At 69.9% G+C, this 18,673-nt stretch carries 19 protein-coding genes and 1 tRNA gene; 6 read left to right on the top strand and 14 right to left on the bottom strand.

The window, feature by feature from the left end; translation table 11 throughout:
• Positions 1–58: 58 nt before the first annotated feature.
• Complete coding sequence (locus ACQBAU_RS04135) at positions 59–1,939, bottom strand: glycosyl hydrolase family 28-related protein (RefSeq protein WP_465255092.1); 1,881 nt, start codon at positions 1,937–1,939, stop codon at positions 59–61.
• 111 nt (positions 1,940–2,050) lie between these two features.
• Positions 2,051–3,115 (bottom strand): LacI family DNA-binding transcriptional regulator, encoded by a 1,065-nt coding sequence (locus tag ACQBAU_RS04130; RefSeq protein WP_465255093.1) that lies wholly within the window; start codon positions 3,113–3,115, stop codon positions 2,051–2,053.
• 162 nt (positions 3,116–3,277) lie between these two features.
• On the opposite strand from ACQBAU_RS04130, the gene ACQBAU_RS04125 reads away from it, so the two are divergent.
• A complete protein-coding gene (locus ACQBAU_RS04125; RefSeq protein WP_465255094.1) occupies positions 3,278–5,197 on the top strand; it encodes a carbohydrate binding domain-containing protein in 1,920 nt (639 codons plus the stop codon).
• Between the two features lie 52 nt (positions 5,198–5,249).
• Here the strand turns inward: ACQBAU_RS04125 and ACQBAU_RS04120 are convergent.
• The 8 genes from ACQBAU_RS04120 to ACQBAU_RS04085 all read right to left on the bottom strand — a co-directional run bounded on the left by ACQBAU_RS04120 (position 5,250) and on the right by ACQBAU_RS04085 (position 11,220).
• Positions 5,250–5,322, bottom strand: a tRNA-Arg gene (locus tag ACQBAU_RS04120).
• Between the two features lie 113 nt (positions 5,323–5,435).
• Positions 5,436–5,807, bottom strand: coding sequence for a thioredoxin (gene trxA / locus ACQBAU_RS04115; protein WP_434551189.1), 372 nt, complete (start codon positions 5,805–5,807; stop codon positions 5,436–5,438).
• Positions 5,808–5,914: 107 nt separating this feature from the next.
• A complete protein-coding gene (locus ACQBAU_RS04110; RefSeq protein WP_434551190.1) occupies positions 5,915–6,682 on the bottom strand; it encodes a class I SAM-dependent methyltransferase in 768 nt (255 codons plus the stop codon).
• 13 nt (positions 6,683–6,695) lie between these two features.
• Entirely contained in the window at positions 6,696–7,388 is a 693-nt protein-coding gene (locus tag ACQBAU_RS04105) for a metal-dependent transcriptional regulator (RefSeq protein WP_465255095.1), read from the bottom strand.
• Between the two features lie 46 nt (positions 7,389–7,434).
• Positions 7,435–8,277: a class II fructose-bisphosphate aldolase gene (locus tag ACQBAU_RS04100; protein ID WP_434551192.1), complete on the bottom strand. Its 843-nt coding sequence runs from the start codon at positions 8,275–8,277 to the stop codon at positions 7,435–7,437.
• Positions 8,274–9,425: an N-acetylglucosamine-6-phosphate deacetylase gene (gene nagA, locus ACQBAU_RS04095; RefSeq protein WP_434551193.1), complete on the bottom strand. Its 1,152-nt coding sequence runs from the start codon at positions 9,423–9,425 to the stop codon at positions 8,274–8,276. Before nagA ends, ACQBAU_RS04100 begins: the two co-directional genes overlap by 4 nt.
• Positions 9,422–10,327 (bottom strand): ROK family protein, encoded by a 906-nt coding sequence (locus tag ACQBAU_RS04090; RefSeq protein WP_465255096.1) that lies wholly within the window; start codon positions 10,325–10,327, stop codon positions 9,422–9,424. Before ACQBAU_RS04090 ends, nagA begins: the two co-directional genes overlap by 4 nt.
• The gene (locus tag ACQBAU_RS04085) at positions 10,324–11,220 is read right to left on the bottom strand and encodes an SIS domain-containing protein (RefSeq protein ID WP_434551195.1); all 897 of its coding nucleotides are present in this window, start codon (positions 11,218–11,220) and stop codon (positions 10,324–10,326) included. The genes ACQBAU_RS04090 and ACQBAU_RS04085 overlap by 4 nt, the downstream gene beginning before the upstream one ends.
• A 130-nt stretch (positions 11,221–11,350) precedes the next feature.
• Between ACQBAU_RS04085 and ACQBAU_RS04080 the strand changes: the two genes are divergently transcribed.
• Positions 11,351–11,998, top strand: a complete 648-nt coding sequence (locus tag ACQBAU_RS04080) for an acVLRF1 family peptidyl-tRNA hydrolase (RefSeq protein ID WP_465255097.1) — start codon at positions 11,351–11,353, stop codon at positions 11,996–11,998.
• A 23-nt stretch (positions 11,999–12,021) separates the two neighbouring features.
• Here the strand turns inward: ACQBAU_RS04080 and pdxH are convergent, their stop codons facing one another.
• Positions 12,022–12,714: a pyridoxamine 5'-phosphate oxidase gene (gene pdxH / locus ACQBAU_RS04075; RefSeq protein ID WP_434551197.1), complete on the bottom strand. Its 693-nt coding sequence runs from the start codon at positions 12,712–12,714 to the stop codon at positions 12,022–12,024.
• Between pdxH and serC the strand changes: the two genes are divergently transcribed.
• Positions 12,713–13,864, top strand: coding sequence for a phosphoserine transaminase (gene serC / locus ACQBAU_RS04070; RefSeq protein WP_465255098.1), 1,152 nt, complete (start codon positions 12,713–12,715; stop codon positions 13,862–13,864). The genes pdxH and serC overlap by 2 nt on opposite strands.
• Before the next feature lie 9 nt (positions 13,865–13,873).
• On the opposite strand, the gene ACQBAU_RS04065 is transcribed toward serC, so the two are convergent.
• Positions 13,874–14,419 (bottom strand): hypothetical protein, encoded by a 546-nt coding sequence (locus tag ACQBAU_RS04065; protein ID WP_465255099.1) that lies wholly within the window; start codon positions 14,417–14,419, stop codon positions 13,874–13,876.
• 263 nt (positions 14,420–14,682) lie between these two features.
• On the opposite strand from ACQBAU_RS04065, the gene ACQBAU_RS04060 reads away from it, so the two are divergent.
• From ACQBAU_RS04060 to ACQBAU_RS04050, 3 genes are all read left to right on the top strand, one after another.
• Positions 14,683–15,339, top strand: a complete 657-nt coding sequence (locus ACQBAU_RS04060) for a DUF7691 family protein (protein WP_465255100.1) — start codon at positions 14,683–14,685, stop codon at positions 15,337–15,339.
• A gap of 104 nt (positions 15,340–15,443) precedes the next feature.
• Positions 15,444–15,860, top strand: a complete 417-nt coding sequence (locus ACQBAU_RS04055; protein ID WP_434551201.1) for a YciI family protein — start codon at positions 15,444–15,446, stop codon at positions 15,858–15,860.
• Positions 15,857–17,119 carry an RNA polymerase sigma factor gene (locus ACQBAU_RS04050; protein ID WP_465255101.1) on the top strand — a complete coding sequence of 421 codons (1,263 nt, stop codon included), beginning with the start codon at positions 15,857–15,859 and terminating at the stop codon, positions 17,117–17,119. The genes ACQBAU_RS04055 and ACQBAU_RS04050 overlap by 4 nt, the downstream gene beginning before the upstream one ends.
• Here ACQBAU_RS04050 and ACQBAU_RS04045 read toward each other — a convergent pair.
• Positions 17,079–18,251 (bottom strand): RNA polymerase sigma factor, encoded by a 1,173-nt coding sequence (locus ACQBAU_RS04045; RefSeq protein ID WP_465255102.1) that lies wholly within the window; start codon positions 18,249–18,251, stop codon positions 17,079–17,081. The two genes, ACQBAU_RS04050 and ACQBAU_RS04045, sit on opposite strands and share 41 nt — an antisense overlap.
• Positions 18,226–18,642, bottom strand: a complete 417-nt coding sequence (locus tag ACQBAU_RS04040) for a YciI family protein (RefSeq protein ID WP_434551204.1) — start codon at positions 18,640–18,642, stop codon at positions 18,226–18,228. Before ACQBAU_RS04040 ends, ACQBAU_RS04045 begins: the two co-directional genes overlap by 26 nt.
• Between the last annotated feature and the right edge of the window lie 31 nt (positions 18,643–18,673).

Below are 18,673 nucleotides of genomic sequence, written 5' to 3'. Positions count from 1 at the left end.
TCGGGCCGGACCCGGTCACTACGTGGCGCTCTCCGCCATCCCCGTGGTCAACTGGCCATCACACGTCGATCTGCCCGAAGCCCTTCCACGTCCCCGGCGAACCGGCCGTGATGCACACCCAGCCGAGCGGTCGACCGGGTGCCACAGCTGAGTTGTGCACGGTCGATCCGACGGTGTGGGTCCCAGCCGTGGGTGCCGACGTACCTGTCGCCCTGCTCACCCAGACGTCCCCCAGCGGCTCGAGCACAACGCCCCGGTCCGTTGTGACCCGCGATCCGGGAAGGCCAGCGGCGGCCGATGTGGGATCCAGCGGGGTGCCGCTCAAGAAGCTCTCGATCAGCACCCGTGACGAGGGATGGCACATCACCGCCGTGGTGAGCGGTCCGAGTTGGGCGGATCGGACGTCGACCGAGGTGGAGAAGTGCAGTGGCTTCGGTTCAGGACTGCGGTCGCGGTAGTAGACGACTGATCGGAAGGTTGGATCCTGCGCGATCACGATCCGGCCGCCGGAGATGACCGGAGCGTCGAGGAATGACGACTCCAGGATGATGACGTGCCCGCGCTGGGTGCCCACGGTGCCGAACTCGTTGATGCCGCAGTCGAGGAACGAGTTCTCACTGGCGTAGAAGGCTTGGATCACGCCAAGTGAGATCGAAAGGGCTGCGAACGGCGCGTTGAGCACCGTGTTGCCGGACACGGTGAGTTGGTCGGTACGGGTGTCGGCCGGGGACGCGTTGTGAGCGATGCAGATCGCAGCGAAGAACCCCGGATTGTCTGCTCGCAGGTCTGGGATGTTGACGCCGTCGCCGTACACGATTGTGTTGTTGCTGATCATGAGTGCCCGGATCCGCAGCGCCTGCGGGCCAGGGAACAGGTGAAGCGCGGCACCACGAGGTTGGGGATACTTCGCGGGATACAGATCGGTGCGCATGTGGATGGTGTTGGCAACGATCGACATGCCGATCGCTCCACCGTGATCCAGATCGGTGTCACCACTGTTCGACCACGACCAGGCCACGATGCCGAAGCGGGAGACGACCATCGAGTTGCCGACGCAGGTGAGCGCGTAGTCGGTCCCGGCGCGGGTCATGCCGGTGAGGTTGATCCCGACCTGGAACCGCTTGATGACGTTGCCCGTGCAGGTGAAGTTGTCGGCGTGAACCTCGATGGCCGTCCGCGGCGTTCGGGACCAACTGTCGCCCTCGAAGACGCAGTCGCTGATACTCACGTTCTCGCCGGCCACGTTGATCATCGACTGGTCGTAATCGTAGGTGTCCGAGGCGCCGCGCCCGGCCGAGAGCCAACGGCAGTTGGTGACCGTGATGTTCGTCCCGCGGTCGAATGTCTGGGGGAAGTACAACGAGACCACAGAATCACAGTTGAGGACGTCGATGGTGTCGATCGAGACACCATGGCTGATTCCGGGATAGCACGCGACGGTGTAGCGGAGGGTCGGACGCCAGTGAGCAGCGTCGCTGGGTAGCGGGTTGTTCTGATAGTTGTGGTCGAACCCGAGGTCGCGGATCTCCCAGTGCCGGGCGATACCGTCCTTGCGCCCCAGGATGCCCCAGTACTCCCCTGTGTTCGGCTTGATCCGAATCACTGACGTCTCGCGCGACTCACCGAGGATGGCGATGTTGTCGGTGCGGATCTTGAGGATGAAGTCGTCGATCGTCCCCGTGGTCACCAGGTAAATCCCGGAGGGGAAGTACAGGCCTTCGCCGTCGTTGAGGGAATCGAGGGCGCGCTGCAGTGCTGCGGTGTCATCGGTGGTCCCATCTCCGGTCGCGCCCCACTGCCGCACATCTCGGAAGGGGGTGTGGGGCCGTCCTCGGGGTGGCGGGGCAGCGTGCGCGGGAGTCGCCGTCAGTGCGGCGACCGCCGCGACCCCGGCACCTCCCAAGGCGAGTGCAACACCACGGCGACTGAGCTCGGACATCTTTGGCCCTTCTGGAAGGTGATTCGGAACGACTGTCCGGCAGTCAACGCACAGTGGTTGGGTCCAGCAAGCAGTTTGAACAGGAATACACATGGATGAACACGAGTGAACTCAGGCCGGTGGCGCCGTCGAGGCGCGGATGGTGAGCCGTGGAGCGATCAGGACCTGCTGGGCAACGCGCTCAGGGCGGAGCAGACGGTCGGTCACCAGGCGGACAGCGATCTCGGCCAGTTCGTGCCGGGGTGGCTGCACGCTCGTGAGCGGAGGGTCGGCGAGGGCTGCCAGTTCATCGTCGTAGCCGATCACTGACAGATCGCGAGGGATCACGACACCGCGATCCCGACAAGCATCCATGAGGGCGAGCGCATGGGGGTCCCCGACGACGAGGACACCCGTCACCCCGTCGGCCGCCATGGCATCCAGGACGGGGCCCAGTTGACGATCCCGATGAGAGGCAGTCAGGGACACGCTGGTGTAACGCCAATCAGCCGGTGCTGGCAGGTCGAGGTCGATCAGCGCGCGACGCCAACCCTCGATCCTCGCCGGCACGCCCGGTCCCGACGCAGGGGCCATGAATGCGATCCGACGGTGCCCACGTCCATGAAGATGGTGCACTGCCAGGGCGGCACCGACAACGCCGTTCGTGCCCACCGACGAGACGTCGTGCAGTCGAGTGTCGCCCGGTTCACGCTCCACAAGGACCACCGGTGCATCAAGCGTGGCCAGCCACTCATCGATCTCGCGGCGCTCAGGCCCCTCCGTCGGCGGGCTCAGCAGGAAGCCATCGATCCGCGACGTCTGACGCAGTTGGGAGACGATCTCCTGAGTGTCGCGTCCATACGACCTCGACTCCGTGACGACCAGCCGCATACCTCGACCGGCGGCCTCCGTGCGCACGGCTTGCGCCAGGGGACCCCACCAGTATCCGAGAGTCGGAACCACCATGGCGATCGTCAACGGCCGATCTCGCACCAGCCGATTCGCCTCGGCAGGAGTCACGGCGCCCCCGTGCACCCGGTCGACGGCCCCCCGTTCAGCGAGAATTGCCAAGTCCCGCCGAATTGTCATGCCGGTCACGCCGAGTTCTGCCGCCAGACCGGCAACCTGTACGGAGCCGCGACGCCGGACAGCCTCCAGGATGTAACGGCGCCGCTCGGTGCCCAACACCTCGTTCATGTCCACATCATGCACACCGAGACTCGCCGGACGCACCGTGCCCGACACCGAGTGGCTGACGGGTGCATCAAGGAAAGACGACGCCAGACCTTCCCAACTGAAGCATCCGGCCATAGGCTGCGAACGCCAGTGATTGAAACGTCCCATTCATGAAAGGTCGTCATGTTCAACGTCGAACGCCGGACGCTGCTGCGCGCCGGCATCCTCACCACCCTCACTGCCCCGACCGTCGCCGGGCTGCAGCACCTCCCCACCCACGCTGCGGGTGAGAACCTGCTGGTCAACGGAGACTTCGACCTCGTCTCGGACCAGGAACCGAGCCTCCCGGCCAACTGGGTGACCAGCACGCCCGAGTTCGTGACACGTGATGCCACCGGCGGCCGCGCCGGCTCCGCGTCGCTCCACATCCAAGCACCCAGTGCCCAAGGTGCGCCGTGGGCCTTCCAGCAGGTGGAGGTCGTCGAGGGCGGCATCTACGAGATCAACGCGTGGACCAAGCAGCCCGCCACCGTCACCGCCATGATCAAGTTCGAGTTCTACACCAGCCCGATCACCACCGCCGAGACGTGGGTGGGCGACCACAGCATCCCCCACCCCGGCTCGGCGAACACCGATTGGCAACAGGTCACGGGTCAGGTGACAGTGCCCGAGACCGCCAAGGTCGCGAAGGTCTACCTGCGCTACTTCAGCCCGTGCGACGCCCACTGGGACGACGCATCGCTGACCTTCGTGAAGATGGCCGAACCCGTCCAGCTGGAGATGTTCACCGACCAGGGCGTCTACTACCCCGATGTCACCACCGGCAGCGTCACCGTCGGCGTGACTCCCGCCGACGGTGTGCTCGCCGGCAAGTCCGTACGGCTGGCCATCTCTCCGGCTGGTGGCACTCCGGTCGTGACCCAGCGCGTGGCCGCAGCCGAATCGGTGATCTTCGAGTTCGCGACCGGCGACCTGGCCATGCGGACTCCGTACGAGGTCTCGGTCGAGTTGCTCGACAGTGCCGAGAACGCCGCCTATTCCCTCACCTCACAGGTGATCCGGTGGGAGCGACCGGCGACGGTCAACGAGGCCGAGGAGCTCATCGTCGACGGGGAGCCGTACTTCCCCGTGATCATGTACCACGTCAGTGCTGCCGACTACCCCCTGATGCCCACCATCGGCGTGAACACGGTCCAGCTGTCGGGGGCGACCGTCGAATCGACGCTGCAGCAGCTCGACGCCGCGCAGGCCGCCGGACTCAAGGGCCTGGTCGTGCTCTACAAGGGCATGCAGATCAAGGAGAATGCCGACTGGTACGCCGAACTGATCCCGGCGGTGAAGGATCATCCCGCGGTCCTTGCCTGGGCATTGATGGATGAACCCGACGGGAACAACAAGATGGACGAGATCTTTGACGGCTACCGGCTGGCTCGTTCTCTTGACGACGAGCACCCGGTCTACATGGTGTCCTGCTTCCCTACGGACTACCGCGCTGTCGAGCACTCAACCGATGTGCTGGCCACCGACATCTACCCACTGGACAACAAGCCGATCGGCACCGTCGGCCACGACATCGACATCGCCGTGTCCGTCACGCCCAGCAAGCCGGTGTGGCAGATCCTGCAGGCCTTCTACCTGCCGACGTACGGGTGGACGTACCTGCCCACCATCACCGACGTGCGCAACATGGCCCACCAGTCGATCAACCACGGGGCAACCGGACTCGGCTACTACTCGATGACTGACCCGGGCTGGCGGTTGGCCGACTCGCCGCTGTGGCCGGGGCTGGTGGCGGCCCAACCGGAGATCGCGCGGCTCGGCGAACTCGCCACGGAGCGGAGTACGCAGCAACTCAGCCGGGTCACCACGGCGACCACGGAGTACGCGATCTACCGATCCCGTTCTGGCCATGTGGTGTCGGTGCTGAACCTGACCAAGGAACCGCAGACGGTGATCGTGCCACTCCCACGCCACCTGGCCCGGCGCACCGCGAGCACCCGCTTCGGCGGCGACGAGGTGGTTCAACTGCCAGCGAAGAACCCAAGTCTCACCGTTGATCTCGAACGGCACGGGTGCCGCCTCATCGAGATCCCGCCGAGCTGACCTGCTCGGGGCAGGCCACCGACTGAACAGGATCTGCCTGACCGCGTTCGTGCGCCCCCGCCAGGATTCGAACCTGGGACACCCGCTTTAGGAGAGCGGTGCTCTATCCCCTGAGCTACGAGGGCAGGACCCCTGACACGACACGGGCCCGGCCTGCCGCTGGTGGCGGCGGGCCGAGCCTCATTGTGTCAGGTCTCGGTGAACGGATCGACTTGTGGCCGACCCGCACGGGGGTGGGTCAGCCCTGCTGACCCTGCAGCTTCTTGACCTCGGCGTGGACCTCGGTCATGTCGAGCTCCTTCACCTTGTCGATGACCTCGCCCAGCTGCGGGCCGTTCAGCGCGCCGGCCTGGTTGAAGACGAGCACGCCCTCGCGGAACGCCATCAGGGTCGGCACGGCCGTGATGCCCAGCTGGCCGGCGAGCTCCTGGTTCTGGTCGATGTCGAGCTTGGTGAAGGTGACGTCGGAGTGCTTGTCCGACATCTTGTCGAACACCGGCGCGAACTTCACGCAGGGCTGACACCAGGTCGCCCAGAAGTCCACCAGCACGATGTCGTTGTCGGAGACAGTCTTCTCGAAGTCTTCGGTGCCCAGTTCCTGAACCGCCATCTCGTTCCTCTCTCGTGGGCGCGCCTCGTGCACACCGTCTTGTGGTTGAACGCCCGCCGTCCGGGCACTATTCCAGCCGTCCTACTTACCAGTCCTACTTGCCTGTCCTACTTGATCGCCACCAGCCGGCGCATCGGCACCGGCAGCACCACCGTGCCCCGCTGCTCCACCCGGGCGACCAGGTGCTCCACACCCGCCGCCACCTGCCCGGCGGCGGCGTCGGAGGTGAGGTACAGCGCCGACATCACCAACTCCGCGTCGGCCCGGTTGGCCACCGTGAACCCGTACCGCTGCCGGGCGTCCTCGACCTTGTGCAGTCCCGCCGCCGGCAGTGCTTCGGCAAGCCCGATCCGTTCCAGTACGCCCGGCACCCGTGGCCGCCCTCGCATCGCCCCGATCAGGGCGCCGACCTCGAGCACGTCGGAAGGCTTGAACGGCCGCACGGTCGGCCCCATCGCGACCAGCACCCCACCGGGCCGCAGCACCCGCGCCATCTCGGCGAGCACCTGCGTCGCCGGAGTGATCACGGCGAGCCCCATCGACGAGGTGACGACGTCGGCGGATTCGTCCGCGAACGGCAACCGCAACCCGTCGGCCCGGACCACCGGACCGGACCCGGCCGCGATGGCCAACTCGGCGACCGACAGGTCGACACTGACGACCGTACGGCCCTCCCGCGCGAGCTCGCGCGCCATCGAACCGGAGCCCGACGCCACGTCGATGATCGTCGACGCCTGCGCCGAGACCGCCCGGGCCATCCAGTTGTGAGGGTTGTGGTCGCCGGCGCGCAACCGCTCCAGCACCTCCGAGATCGCACCGGCGTGGCTGGTGTGGAACTCGGCCAGGAACTCCGACCAGTCGTCAGGCTTGCCCATGCGCGTCCTTCCGTCAGGCGACAGTGACGAAGAGATGGGCCGCCACCTCGGGGCTGACTTCACAGACCGGCCCGTCACCGACCTGCAACTTGAACCCCAGGCCGCCCGTGCCGGCGGCGAAGCTGGACCCCGGTACGAGGTTGGCCTCCTGCAGCATCGTCATGGTCTCGTTGTCCTTCTGGATCTCCTCGCTGAGGCGCCGGAGCACCAGCCGGGTGTCACCGGCGTCCTCGGTGACCAGGGTCGGCAGGGACACCGGCGGTACGGCGTCGGGCGGCGGCTCGGGCAGGCCCAGCTCGGCGAGGCCCGGGATCGGGTTGCCGTACGGGGAGGTCGCCGGCTCGTGCAGGATCTCCACCAGACGCTCCTCGACGCGGTCCGAGACCACGTGCTCCCAGCGACAGGCCTCGTCGTGCACGTACTCCCACTGCAGCCCGATGACGTCGGTCAGCAGCCGCTCGACGAGCCGGTGCTTGCGCATCACCCGGGTCGCCAGCACCCGACCGGCCGGGCTCAGCTCGAGGTGCCGGTCACCCTGCACGCTGACCAGCCCGTCACGCTCCATCCGGGCCACCGTCTGCGAGACGGTCGGGCCGCTGTGGTGGAGCCGTTCGGCGATCCGGGCGCGCAGCGGGACGATGCCCTCTTCCTCGAGCTCGAAGATGGTTCGGAGGTACATCTCAGTGGTGTCGATCAGATCGCTCAAGGCATCCTCGCTAGCGGCACAGAATGTGGGACAAACAACCTTCAGCCTAGTTGATCGGCGAAGTCCGCAGCAGTCCCAGCAGGCGCGCAACCTCCGCCGCGACCGCGTCCCGGGCCGGTCCCAGATACTTGCGGGTGTCGACCAGCCGTTCGTCGGTCAGGGCCGCGCGCACCCGGTCGGTGAACACCTTGTTGAGGTGGGTGGCGATGTTGATCTTCGTCATGCCGGCCCGTACCCCACGGAGGATCTCGTCGTCGGGCACGCCGGACGAGCCGTGCAGCACCAGGGGGACCGGCACCGCGGCGGCCAGCGCGCCGATCAGGTCGAGGTCGAGCTTCGAGGTCCGCTCGGTCATCGCGTGCGACGACCCGACGGCCACCGCCAGTGCGTCCACCCCGGTCGCCGAGACGAACGACACCGCCTCGGCCGGCTCGGTCCGTGCCCCCGGCGCGTGGACCCCGTCCTTGCCGCCGACCTCCCCCAGCTCGGCCTCGACGTCGATCCCGTGCTCATGGCACTGGCGCACCACGGCAGCGGTGGCGGCGACGTTCTCCTCGTACGGCAGCACCGACCCGTCGAACATCACCGAGCCCACGCCCAGCTCGATGCCCTCGTCGACCAGGGCGGTGTCGGTGATGTGGTCGAGGTGGACCACGGTCGGCACCGACGCCGACCGGGCGATCGACAGCGTCGCCAACGCGATCGGCTCCAACCGGCCGTGGTAGCGGATCGCGTTCTCCGACAGCTGCAGCACCACCGGAGCCTGGGCCTGCTCGGCGCCGGCCACCAGCGCCTCGGCGTGCTCGATGCTGATCACGTTGAACGCGCCGACCGCCACCGAGCCCTCCCGGGCGTCGCTGAGCAGGTCGGTGAGTCGGGCCGTCGTCATGGCTGGATCCTCTCGGAGGTGGGTTGCCACTCGCCGCCGCGCATCACGGCGTCGACGGCGAGGTCGTCGGTCAGCACGACCAGGTCTGCCCGGTGGCCGACGGCCAGTCGGCCGACCCCGGTGAGTCCGTGCACCCGGGCGGGGGTGGCGGTGGCCATCGTCACGGCGTCGACCAGGTCGACCCCGAGCCGTTCGACGACCAGCCGGACGGCACGGTCGAGGGTGAGGGTCGACCCGGCGATCGACCCCGGGGTGCCGTCCTCGGTCACCAAGCGGACCTGCCCGTCGACGACCACGGCCTCCAAGGTGCCCAACGGGTACCGTCCGTCGGGCATCCCGGCGGCAGCCATCGCGTCGGTGATCAGGATCGTCCGGTCCGCGCCGGCGGCGGCGACCGCCATCCCCAGCACCTCGGGTGCCACGTGGAAGCCGTCACAGACCAGCTCGACGGCCACCCGGTCGTCGGTGAGCAGCAGCGGCACCGGTCCGGGTTCTCGATGGTGGATGGGGTTCATCGCGTTGAACAGGTGCGTCGCGACGGTCGCGCCCGCATCGAGCGCCTGTCGGACGACCGACACGTCGGCGGCGGTGTGGCCGACCGCGACCCGCACCCCGGCAGCCACGATCGTACGGATCGCCTCGATCGCCCCCGGCAGCTCGGGAGCCATGGTGATCATGGCCAGGTCGTCGCCACCGGCGACCAGCAGCCGCTCCACCGACGCCGGGTCCGGTGCCCGCAGCAAGGCCGGCGGATGCGCCCCACACCTGGCCTCGGACAGGAACGGTCCCTCGAGGTGGATTCCGGCGACCTCGCCGGTCCGGCACAGCCCACGCAGCATCGTCAGTTGGTCGACCAGCACGTCGATCTCGTCGGTGACCAGGCTCGCCAGCACCGAGGTGGTGCCGTGGCGGCGGTGCAGCGCCAACGCCCGGCGGGCCATCTCGGGGTCGGTGGTCGCGAAGTCGCCACCACCCCCGGCGTGGACGTGGGTGTCGACGAAACCGGGGACGACGATCCCTTGCACGGTGACGTCGCTCCCGGACGGGAGCGGACCGATGTCGGTGATCATGCCGTCGGTGACGGTGAGTCGGGCCGGCGCGACGGGGCTGCCGTCACCGCGGACCACCCGGTCGGCGTCGATGATCATGCCGTGGCCCATCCCGTCAGGCCGGCACCGACGACGCCGGCCTGTGAGCCGAGCTTGGCGAGCACCAGCTTGGGCCGCCGCTGGAAGGTCAGGGTGTCGTCCAGGTACGACTCCACGGTCGGGGTGATCAGGTCGAACAGGCCGGAGACGCCGCCACCGATCACGATCCGTTCCGGACCGCACAGCGTGATCGCCGGCACCAGCGCCTGCCCGAGGCCGAGCGCCGCGGTCTCGATCACCCGGCGGGACAGCTTGTCGCCGTCGCGGGCCCGGCGACCCAGCACTTCGGGGTGCGGGGCGTCGGCCAGCTCGATGCCGGCCCGGCGGTGGTACTCCCGGCGCAACCCCGGCCCCGACAGCACGGTCTCCAGGCAGCCGACCTGCTTGCAGGCGCACACGTTGTCACCGGCTGCCGCCACCGGTGTGTGGCCGATCTCCCCGGCATACCCGTCGGCCACCAGCATCAGGCCGTCCACCACGATCGCGGCGGCGACACCGGTACCGATCGGGATGAACATCATGTCGTCGGCCCCGGCCCCGGCGCCGACCTTCCGTTCGGCGACGCCGCCGGCCCGGACGTCGTGGGTGACCACCCCGGACAGCCCGCTGAGCTGCTCCAGCAGTTCGGTGAGCCGGATGTCCTTCCACCCGACGTTCGGCGCGATCACCACCACCCCGTGGCGCTCGTCGATGATCCCGGGCACCGCGACGCCGAACCGGTCCACCCCGGCGGCGTCGCCGCGCCGGCCCAACTCCTGGGCCAGCCACTCGACCAGCCCGATCGGGCCGCTGGCGACCGGGGTCGGCTGCTTGTCCGACGACAGCAGCTGCCCGTCCTCGGCCACCACGCCGAACTTGGTGTAGGTGCCGCCGAGGTCGGCGGCGATGACGGCCGCCGTCACTGTCCGGGGTCCAGGACCACCGAGCGGGTCAGGTTGCGCGGCTGGTCAGGGTTGAGGCCCAGCTTGATGGCCCGCGCGATGGCGAGCCGCTGCGCTACCACGAGATCGGCCATCGGGTCGAGGTCATGGTTGATGAAGGTGGCGCCGGTGTTGCCGACCTGCTCGGCGAGCCCCTCGGGCGGGGTGCCGAAGCTCCACACCAACCGGCCCGGGGCGGCGATGCTGACCGGACCGTGGCGGTAGTCCATCGCGGGGTACGACTCGGCCCACGAGCTCGACGACTCGCGGAACTTCAGCGCCGCCTCGTGGGCGAGTCCGATGCTCCACCCGGTCCCGACGAAGGTGACCTGCTCAGCGTCCTCCCAACCCTCCCCCAGCGGTACGGCCAGCGCCTCGGTGCAGCGGTCGACCAGGTCGGCCGGGGCCGCGCCGAACGCCGCCCGCAGCAACGCCAGCACGGTGGTCGCGAACCGGGTCTGCACCACCGACTGCTCGTCGGCGAACGCCAGGTCGACCACCCCGTCGGCCAGCTCGGCGGCCGGGGTGTCCTGGTCACCGAGCAGCACCGACGTCCTCGGCCGCTTGCCGCCGTCGAGGTTGCGCAGCAGCTCGAGCACCTCGGTGGTGGTGCCGGACCGGGTGATCGCGACCAGGGCGTCGTACGGCCGGTTCGCCGGGTACTCCGAGGCGGTGAACGCGTCCGCCTCGCCATGGCCCTGTCCCTCCCACCAGGCGGCGGCGACCTGGCCCATGAACCAGGACGTGCCGCAGCCGACGAAGGCGACCCGCATCCCGGGCTCGGGCAGTTGGGTGGCGACGGTGGGGGCAAGGTCGACGGCGCGTTGCCAGCACTCGGGCTGGGAGGCGATCTCGTCCGAAACGAAGAAGGTCACGGGCAGGAGTCTGCCATGATCGACCGGGCCGTGGCCGGGCAGTGAGATGGGGCCCGGCGGCCACTGCGGCTTCGCCTGTCGGACACCTGTCGGTAACCCTGGCCACCTCCGACCTGTCTACGGTGGGCCCATGAGCGACCGGACCGTTCTGGTCCCCCGGGCACGGCTTGCGCGTTGGTTGGACAACTTCGCGCTGAGCCATGGCGAACCACGGTTCGCGCTCGCCGACGACGAGCTGTCGGTCACCGCCCCCGACGGTGCGCAGGCGCTGGTCCGGATCCCGTACGGACCGATCCACCGCACCGGCGACGCCCGGGCCGACGTGTTGGACCACCTGGCGGTCACCCGCCGGATCGGCGTCCTGCTGGCCCGCCGTGGTGGCCACGCGGTCGGGGTGTTCGAGGGCGACCGGCTGGTCAGCTCCAAGGTCGGGGGCACGTACGTGCAGGGGCGGACGAAGGCGGGTGGCTGGTCACAGCAGCGGTACGCCCGTCGCCGCGACAACCAGGCGCGCAACGCCCGCGACGGGGCCGTCGGTGATGCCGTACGAATTCTGGTCGACGAGGTGCCGGGGCCGCTGGACGCCGTCGAGTGCGGCGGCGACCGGACGATGTGTGAGGAGATCCTCGGTGACGGCCGGCTGAACGAGGTCGCCGAGCTGTGGCGTCCCAAGGTGGTGCACCCGGTGCCGGACCCGCGGCTGCGGGTGCTGCAGGGGTTCCTCGAGCAGTCGGCGGGACTGCGGATCCTGCTCAACGAGGCGGCGACCCGACGCTGACGGCCTCCGAGCTCGTCGACGGGTCAGGGCGCGAGCCGCTCGTGGTGCCAGCCGACCCCACGTCGGCGGAACCGGATCCGGTCGTGCATCCGGTCGGGCCGTCCCTGCCAGAACTCGATGGTGTGCGGTTCGACCACGAAGCCGCCCCAGTGGTCGGGGCACGGCACCTCCCGACCCTCGAAGCGGGCCTCGACCGTGGCGTACGAGGTGGCCAGCTCCTGCTCGGTGACCGGCCGCGACTGGGCCGACGCCCACGCGCCGAGCTGCGACCCGCGGGGGCGGGTGGCGAAGTAGGCGACCGACTCGTCGCGGTCGACCCGGCCGGCCACCCCCTCGATCCGGACCTGTCGCTGCAGCGGCGTCCAGGCCAGGTGCAGGGCGACCTCGGGCCGGGCCGCGAGCTCGCGACCCTTGTCGGACTGGTAGTTGGTGAAGAACACGAAGCCACGCTCGTCGCGATGCTTCAACAACACGTTGCGGGACCGTGGTCGCCCGTCGGCGATGGTCGACACCGTCATCGCGGTCGGCTCCAGCCACAGCAGGTCGGCGGCGAGGTCGAGCATCCCGTCGCGGATCGCGAACGCATCGGCCAGCCACTGGTCGAACAGCGGCAGCGGATCGACCGGCAGGTCGGCCTCGAGCAGCCGGGCCCGGCGGTACTCGACGTGCTCCCGCGCGAGCCGGTCGACCCGGCGTCCCAGCTCGGTGGAATCCATGGGCCCATCGTCGCACCGTCGCTACGATTTGGCCGTGACCCTCCAGATCCCGGCCGAGCTGTTGCCGGCCGACGGCCGCTTCGGCAGCGGCCCCGCGAAGATCCGAGCCGAGGCGGTGGCCTCGCTGACCGGGGCGGGTGCCTCGGTGCTCGGCACCTCGCACCGGCAGTCACCGGTGCGGTCACTGGTCGGCCGGGTGCAGCAGGGGTTGGCCGAGTTGTACGACCTGCCCGACGGGTACGAGGTGGTGCTCGGCAACGGCGGCTCGACGCTGTTCTGGGATGCCGCGGTGGCGTCGCTGATCGAGCGGCGCAGTGCGCACGGGGTGTTCGGCGAGTTCTCCGCGAAGTTCGGGGCGGCCGCGGCCGCCGCCCCCCACCTGGCCGACCCGGTGCTGACCGAGGTGCCGGCCGGTGGGATGGCCGTACCGGAGGCGGTCGCCGGTGTCGACACCTACGCGTGGGCGCACAACGAGACCTCGACCGGGGCGGTCGCGCCGGTGGCGCGGGTGGCGGGTGCGGACGAAGGTGCGCTGGTGGTGGTGGACGGCACCTCGGCGGCGGCCGGGATCGCGTTCGACGTGGCCGCGACCGACGCGTACTACTTCGCCCCGCAGAAGGGGTTGGGCTCCGACGGTGGGCTGTGGCTGGCGTTCCTGTCACCGGCCGCACTGGCGCGGGTCGACCGACTCGCGAGGGTCGACCGGTGGATCCCCGAATCGCTCTCGCTGGCCGCCGCGGTCACCAACTCACGCAAGCAGCAGACCCTCAACACCCCCGCCCTGGCGACGCTGTGGCTGCTCGCCGACCAGCTCGACTGGATCGCCGACAACGGTGGCCTGCCGTTCGCCGCCGGCCGGTCGGCCACCTCGTCACAGCTGCTGTACGCGTGGGCCGAGGCCTGCCCGGTGGCTGACCCGTTCGTCGACCGACCCCACCGGTCCCCGGTCGTGGTGACCATCGACTTCGCCGGCGAGGTGGACGCGGCCGCGCTGGCGGCGACACTGCGGGCCAACGGCATCGTCGACACCGAGCCGTACCGCAAGCTCGGCCGCAACCAACTCCGGATCGGGGTCTATCCGACCGTCGACCCCGATGACGTGTCGGCCCTGTGCGGCTGCCTGGACTGGCTGTTGGAGCGGCTGGTCTGACCGGGCCGGTCAGTCGACCCGGGCGCGGCGGGGCAGCACCCGCTCGGGGGTCTGGTCGGCGAGCAGCGGGTCCGCGCTGGCCTCCCGGAGCCTGGCCGGGCGCACCGGGCGGGCGTCGGTCTCGTCGGTGAGCTGTTCGGCGACGAACCAGTCCTCAAGGGTGGCCGGGGTTCGTGCCGGTTCGGGTTCGGGCGCCGAGCGCCGTGGCCGGTACGGCGCGGGCTCGCTGACGGCCTCGGGCTTCGGCACGGGGGCGGGGGTCGGGGCGGGGGCGGCGTCCCACTGCAACGGCGCCGGCACCGAGGTGCGGCGCGGCACCGAGACGGAGCGGCGGGGGGAGGTCGGGGGGTGCGGGTCCCGTACGAACAGCACGATGGTTCCGGCCAACAGCGCGACCACGGCGGCTCCCCCGAGCGCCAGCCAGGTGAGGGTCCGGTCGCCACCGGTCGTGGTGGTCCCGGTGGGGTCGTCGGCCAGGGCGGTGGTGGCCGGCAACAGGAGCAGGCAGGACCACAGCACGGCGGCTGCGACCAGCCTGCGCCCTGTCCGTACCATCGACTGCCTCTCCTGGTTCCTACCGATGGGAACGCTTCGCCCCGACGACCGGTTGCACGGTCGTCGGCCGCAGCCCACCGTATGTGCAGTTCCCGCAGTCAGGGAAACCCCTCGACCACGACTCACAACGTGGACCACACCGCTGCCACGACGACGATCACCACCATGACGACGAGCGCGCTGCTCACGATCAGTCGCCGGGTACGCGGGTCCATCGGCACAGCTTATGGCTCAGCGGAACCGGGCTCCGTTACGGTGCTGCCATGGCAGACCTGCGGCTGTACGCGATCGGGATCGACGAGGTCAGGCGGATGTACGGAGCCGACGACGACAGTGAACCGGTGTTCCGCGACATCCTGGCCACCGCATTCGCACCACCGGCGCCACCGAAGGCGCCGGGACTGCTGGGCAAGATCGGCCCCCTGTTCAAGCGGGACCCGTACGCCCCGGTCGTCAACCCGTCCAATCCCACCCCCGAGGACGTGGACGCGTTCCTGGACGGTGAGTCGATCGACCCGGACCGGGTGCCGGCGGCGTGGCGGATCCTGGAGACGTTGGTGCACGGTCGTGCGTGGGGGTCGATCCGGCTGCCGATGACGCCACAACAGGTCGACGACGTCGACTTCGCCCTCGCCCGGGGTGGGGTGTCGGCCGCGGTGGGCCTGCGGCACCTGTTCCAGTCGGCCACCGAGATCAACCTGGTCCCCGCCCAGGGATTGCGCGTCGGCTGGCACGACAACGGTCGCGCGCTGGCGATGGCCGACGCCTACCGGTCGGCGCTCACCGAGATCGACACCACCGAACAGCAGGAGATGATCGCCGGACTGGTGACCTGGATGGACGGGTTCCCGCACTGGGCCGAGGTGGCCCGCGAGCAGCACCGCGCCGTCCCGGACCTGGTCGGTTTCTGGGTCTCCTGAAGTTTCTCGGGCCGGATCTGGTCGGACTGTCGATCCGGCCGATCGGCGTTCGACCGAGGGGTGAGAGGTTCGGAACCGAACCTGACACACCCAAGGAGAACCCCATGAAGTACATGCTGATCATGCGGAGCAGTGACCAGGCCGAGGCAGACTTCGCGAACATCGATTTCGAAGAGGTCGTGGAATCGATGGGTCGGTACAACGCCGAGATGATCGACGCCGGTGTGCTGATCGCCGCGGAGGGCCTCGACGACGCTGCGAACGGTGTCGTCGTCGACTTCACCGCAACACCGCCGGTTGCCACCGACGGCCCGTACGGCGAGACCAAGGAACTCTTCGGCGGCTACTGGATCGTCGACGTCGCAACGCAGCCGGAGGCCGTCGAGTGGGCCCAGCGGGCACCGCTCGGGCCTGGGATGAAGATCGAAGTGCGCCGGGTCCCTTCGATCGACGAGTTCCCGTTCCAGAACGAGTGGACCGCCAAGGAGCGCGCCTGGCGAGAGTCGGCCGGCCAGCTGTGAGTCGGAGCGGCCGGGAGGCCGTCGAGGCGGTGTGGCGGATCGAGTCCGCCCGGATCGTGGGCGCCCTGGCCCGCCACACCGGCGACTTCGCGCATGCCGAGGATCTCGCCCAGGAGGCCCTGGCCGAGGCGTTGGTCACCTGGCCCCGCGACGGCGTCCCGCAGAATCCGTACGGCTGGTTGTTGACCGTCGGGAAACGACGGGCGATCGACACCTACCGTCGGCGGGCCGCACTCGACGACCGGTACGCCGCCCTGGCCCGGGAGCACACCGACGTGGGCGAGGTGTCGTACGACCCGGACGCGATCGACGACGACATGCTGGCGCTGATGTTCACCGCCTGCCACCCCACCCTCAAGCCGGAGGCACAGGTGGCGCTGACGCTGCGGGTCGTCGGCGGGCTCGGCTCGGACGAGATCGCCCGCGCCTTCGTGGTCCCGACCGCCACCGTGCAGGCCCGCATCACCCGGGCCAAGAAGACCTTGGCCGCGGCCAAGGTGCCGTTCGCCGTACCGGAGCCGGCGGAACGTCGGGAACGGTTGGCCGCCGTGCTCGGCGTGGTCTACCTGATCTTCACCGAGGGATCGACGGCCACCTCGGGTGACTCGTTGATCAGGACCGACCTGGTGCGCGAGGCGATCCGGCTCTCCCGGATCCTGGCGCGGATCCTGCCCGACGAGCACGAAACCCTTGGCCTGTTGGCGTTGCTGGAGTTGACCGCGGCCCGGATGCCGGCCCGGACCGGGCCCGACGGCGAGCCGGTGCTGCTCGCCGACCAGGACCGGCGGCGGTGGGACCGGTCGGCGATTCGACGCGGCGGGGCCGCGCTGGCGATGGCCGGCCGGTCGGGCCGCGGGCTCGGGGCGTACGGATTGCAGGCCGCGATCGCGGAGTGCCACGCCGTCGCGCGGTCGACCGACGACACCGACTGGGACCGGATCGTGCTGCTGTACGAGGCGCTGGGGACCCTCACCCCGTCGCCGATCGTGGACCTCAACCGGGCCGTCGCGGTGTCGATGGCGCACGGGCCGGCCGCGGCGCTGCCGCTGGTCGACGAGCTGGCGGTCGGCGGGCGGCTCGCCACCTCGCACCTGCTGCCGACGGTCCGGGGTGAGTTGTTGGTCCGGCTGGGCCGGCCCGCGGAGGCACGCCCCGAACTCGAGCTGGCGGTGCGGCTGTGTCGCAACGAACGGGAACGGTCGGTGCTGCAGGCCAAGATCAACTCGCTGGGTGCCGGAGGCGAGTGGCCTGCCGGATGAGGTGATCACGTTCGGCCGCGTTCGTCGCCGCCCGGGCCGCCGCGGTGTACAGCTCCGCAGCCCGGGCGTGATCACCTGACTTTCCTTGCAGGTGTGCAGTTGCGGCGAGATACCGCGGTGTCGCCGGATCGAGGTCGGCCAGTGCTGCGAGCCCGGCCCGGGGTCCGTCGGCCTCCCCGACCGCGACCGCCCGGTTGAGCCGTACGATGGGGCCGTCGTCGAACCGGAGCAGTTCGTCGTACCACTCCACGATCTGGGGCCAGTCGGTCTCGGCGGCGGTGGGAGCGTCGGCGTGCAGGGCGGCGATCGCGGCCTGAGCCTGGTAGCTGCCCAGTTGATCATGGGCCAGCGCGGCCTGCAACACCTCGACCCCCTCGGTGATCATCGCGGTGTCCCAGCACGTCCGGTCCTGGTCGACCAGCGGCACCAGCCGGCCCACGTCATCGGTCCGCGCGGCTCGCCGGGCATGGTGCAACAGCATCAACGCCAACAGGCCGTGCACCTCCGGGTCGTCGACCGCGGCCGCGAGCCGGCGCGTCAGCCGGATCGCCTCGGCGACCAGGTCGACCTCGCCCGAATGGCCCTCGTTGAACACCAGGTAGAGCACCTTGAGCACGACGCGGAGGTCGCCCGGTTCGGTCAACCGGTGCTCGGCGACGACCCGTTTGGCGCGGCTGATCCGCTGCGCCATCGTCGACTCCGGTACGGCGTAGGCCTCGGCGATCTGCCGGGTCGTCAGCCCACCGACCGCCCGCAGCGTCAACGCGACAGCCGAGGCGGGGCTGAGGGCCGGATGGGCGCACCGGACGTACAGCTCGAGGCTGTCGTCGAAGTCGCCGACCTCGGCCGGCGACGGTTCGGCGTGGACCCGCAGCTCGCGGGCCCGCCGGGACGATTCGGCGCGGACCCCGTCGAGGAACTTGCGCCAGGCGACGGTGACCAGCCAGGCCCACGGGTCGCGGGGCTCCCCCTCGGGCCACGCCTGCAGCGCCTCCAGCAGGGCCTCCGACACGGCGTCCTCGGCCGACGCGAAGTCTGCACCGCGCCGGACGAGGACTCCGATCGCCCCGGGAATCAGGTCCCGGAGCCGTTCCGCGTCGACCATGTCACTCGGTGACGGTGGGGGCCTCACCCATGAAGGGTCGGACCTCGAGCCATTCGCCGATCGGTTCGCCACCGGCCCCGGGGGCGGCGGACAACTCGGCGGCGAGCTCGTACGCCCGGCTCCGTGAGTCGACGTCGATCGCCATCCACCCGGCGATCAGGTCCTTGGTCTCGGCGAACGGCCCGTCGGTGGCCGGTGGTCGCCCGGGACCGTCGAACCGCACCCACTCCCCCTCCGGGGCGAGGGCCTGGCTGTCGACGTACTCGCCGGTGCGCCGCAGCCGGTCGGCGAAGTCCTCCATGAACTGGATGTGGGCGGTGACCTCGTCGGGGGCCCACTGCTCCATCGGCGTGTCGACCAGCCCCTCGGGGGCGCCGCGGTAGTGCTTCAGCAACAGGTACTTGGCCATGGTGATCATCTCCTGTGGTGTGGTGCGGTCCGGTGCCGCC

The sequence above is a fragment of the Carbonicoccus niuqiaonis genome (assembly GCF_050157065.1).
Classification (GTDB): Bacteria; Actinomycetota; Actinomycetes; order Propionibacteriales; family Propionibacteriaceae; genus Avipropionibacterium.
Note: the sequence above shows the minus strand (reverse complement) of the source record. Positions and strands in the feature narration are given on the sequence as shown.